The following is a 2,535-nucleotide window of genomic DNA, read 5'->3' as shown; positions in this document are numbered from 1 at the left end:
GGTGGTCTGGCCGGACGAGGTGGTCATCGACGTGCGGTTGCCGCGTTCGTCGTACGTCTGGCGGACGACCGTGCCGTCCGTCCTCACCACCTTCACCGGAAGGCCGAGTTCGTTGTACTCGGCTCTAGCCTCGCGTCCGTCAGGGCGGGTCACGCTGAGGAGGTTGCCTGTGACGTCGTAGCCGAACGTCGTGACGTGGCCGAGGGGATCCGTCCGGGACAACAGGCGGTTGTAGCGGTCGCGCTGGTATCGAGTGACTGCGCCCAGGGGGTCGACGTCGGCGACAACCTGGTAGACCTCGTTGATGAGGAAGCGGCGGGTGTGGCCCTCAGCGGTGGTCGTGGTGGTGACCCGCAGGCCGGTTTCAGGGTCCACTTCGTCGTACGTGACGCGCAGGCTCATGTGTCCCGCCGCACCGGCCTCGGCTGCACAGCGGTCCTGATCGTCGTAGTCATAGGTGTAGCCGCGGTCGTTGGTGTCAGTCCAGGAGGTGACGCGGCCCGCTTCGTCATACGTGAAACACAGAGGCAGGCCCGAGGAGTTGACGACCTCGGTCAGGTTGCCGTCCGTATAGCTGTAGCTCTTCAGCTCCTCGCCCGTGGCCGCCAGGTGGAAGGCCGTGATCCGGCCCGCCTCAGTGCTGACCTGAACGTTCCGTCCCGCGCTGGAGACCACGGCGAGCGGGGTGCCCTCGGCGTCGTACTCGAAGGTGATCCAGTTGCCGTTGCGGTCGTCGACCTGTTCCAGGACCGCGAGGTCGTCACCGCGGTCGGCGAAGTGCAGAACGCGGCGCGTCTGCGGGTCGGTGACCGTGTAGCCGCCGTCCTCTCGGTCCAGCGGCCATCGCGGGCCGTGGCTGGGGAGGGTGGGAAGGCCGGGTGCCGGGTGGGGGTAGGCGAGGAGCAGGCCGTCCTCGGTGACGAAGACGACGCCCTCGGAGTCGATTTCCAGGCGCTGGTCAAGCGTCGATGACCACGACGGGCCGAACCAGCGGCCGTGGTGGTAGCCGGACTCCACTCGTCGCTTGAGTACGAGGGGCAGGGCGCCGGGGAGCGTGACGTCCGTCTGCGGCAGGTACATCTTGCCGGTGGCGAAGTCGATCGGGTCCGAGCCGACGCTCTCGACGGCCTTCTGCTCACGAGAGGGCTGCGCGGGGCCGTCGGAGACCGTGTCTCTGGGTGAACCGTGCGGCGCCCGACGGGCCCCCGCCTCCGCGGCCTCCTCCATCCCCTCCTTCACCGCGGCCTTCAATCCAGCCCGCCCCAGCCCCGCCCCTTTGGTGCCGACAGCCTCTGGCAGCAGCCGGCCGCCGAACTCCGACGGGTCCTTCTTGAACTCCTCCCACGACGACTTCACCGCACGTTCCGGATGAGCGGCCGTGGAGACCAGGCCCGACAACGTCATACTGACGTTCTGGGCGAAAGCGGCCGGGTGAGTGAGGTTGTACGGGTCTATCGGGTTCAGGCCGCGGCTGAAGTTGACCAGGCCCGCGGTGCCCTAGGCCACGCCGCCCACGAAATGGTTGAGCTCGGTCTGGGCGGCGCCGAGGCCGTCGTCCCAGTCGGACTTGAGCCGCTTGAGGGGTGGCGGTTCGGCGGGTGCGTGGGCGAGAGCGGCGCGGACCGATGCCGCGGCGGTGCCGGCGGCGTCGTCGCGCTGGCGGCGGGCCTCGCCGAGGATCTCCTTGGCGCGTGCGACGGCGGTCTTGTCGTCGGCTTCCTTTCGACGGTGTCCGCATACGCCGTCAGGGACCTGGCCGCCCTGTCGCAGGCGTCCGCCGCGTGCAGCCACTTGACCGGGTGCATGGCGAACTTCTCGCGGAAGGTCTCGGCGGCCTCGCCCTTCCAGGCCGAGGAGTCCAGCTTCCGCATGCCCTGACCCACCGTGTCGAACGCGGTGTGGAAGTCCTGCAGATGGCCGGCCGTTCTCCTGATGTCAGCCGGATCACCGTGGACCAGCTGGGTGGGCAGATCCGTCCGGCCCAACTGCTGCTCGTCCGGGGTGGCGCCGAGGTCGGAGGCGATGCTGTCACCGGCGGCATCGACCTTGTCGGCCCAATCGTGGGCACCCATGTCGTCCAGGCGGTCGCTGACGGCGTTCGCGCCCTGGTCGACGCCCTCGCCCACGAGCTTCTTGCCCGCGTCGATGCCGTCCTCCAGCTTGCCCACAGCGGAGTTGGCGAAGTCCCCGATCCCCATCAGCCGGTGTCCCCGCCCTGCCCGCCCTGCTCGGCCTCGTTGGACCGCTCCTCAGCAGACGGCCCGAAGGTGTCGTCGAGCATCTGCTCGTACTCGTCGCCGCTCACCCCGGCCGCGATGCGCACGTTCTCCGGGGCCAACCCCGGTACCGGAGCCATCGTGTGCGAGGTCAGCACGTCCCGACCGGCGTCCTTCAATCCCTGCTCACTGTTCTCCCACGCCTGGTCGAAGGACTCCGCGCTGTAGTCGGGGTTCGCGAGCGCGGTGTTCTGGTTCAGCTCCTGCCAGCTCATCCGCGTGACGTCGTCCTCGGAGGCGTACGGGTTGCCCGTCACGG

2 protein-coding genes and 2 pseudogenes are annotated in these 2,535 nt (G+C 69.0%); all 4 read right to left on the bottom strand.

Annotation, left to right across the window (positions count from 1 at the left end; genetic code table 11):
* A partial coding sequence (locus tag ADK57_RS51035; protein ID WP_234390127.1) for a DUF6531 domain-containing protein occupies positions 1–1,404 on the bottom strand: 1,404 nt, incomplete at its 3' end.
* A gap of 93 nt (positions 1,405–1,497) precedes the next feature.
* Entirely contained in the window at positions 1,498–1,791 is a 294-nt protein-coding gene (locus ADK57_RS52205) for a putative T7SS-secreted protein (RefSeq protein WP_324612186.1), read from the bottom strand.
* Positions 1,782–2,198 (bottom strand): annotated as a pseudogene (locus ADK57_RS52200) (putative T7SS-secreted protein); the annotation flags it as partial. The gene ADK57_RS52205 and the pseudogene ADK57_RS52200, both read right to left, overlap by 10 nt.
* Positions 2,198–2,535 (bottom strand): annotated as a pseudogene (locus ADK57_RS11190) (hypothetical protein); the annotation flags it as partial. The pseudogenes ADK57_RS52200 and ADK57_RS11190, both read right to left, overlap by 1 nt.

The organism is Streptomyces sp. MMG1533 (assembly GCF_001279775.1).
In the GTDB taxonomy this organism is placed as follows: domain Bacteria; phylum Actinomycetota; class Actinomycetes; order Streptomycetales; family Streptomycetaceae; genus Streptomyces.
The sequence above is the reverse complement of the archived record's forward strand: the minus strand, read 5'-3'. Positions and strand labels throughout refer to the sequence as shown.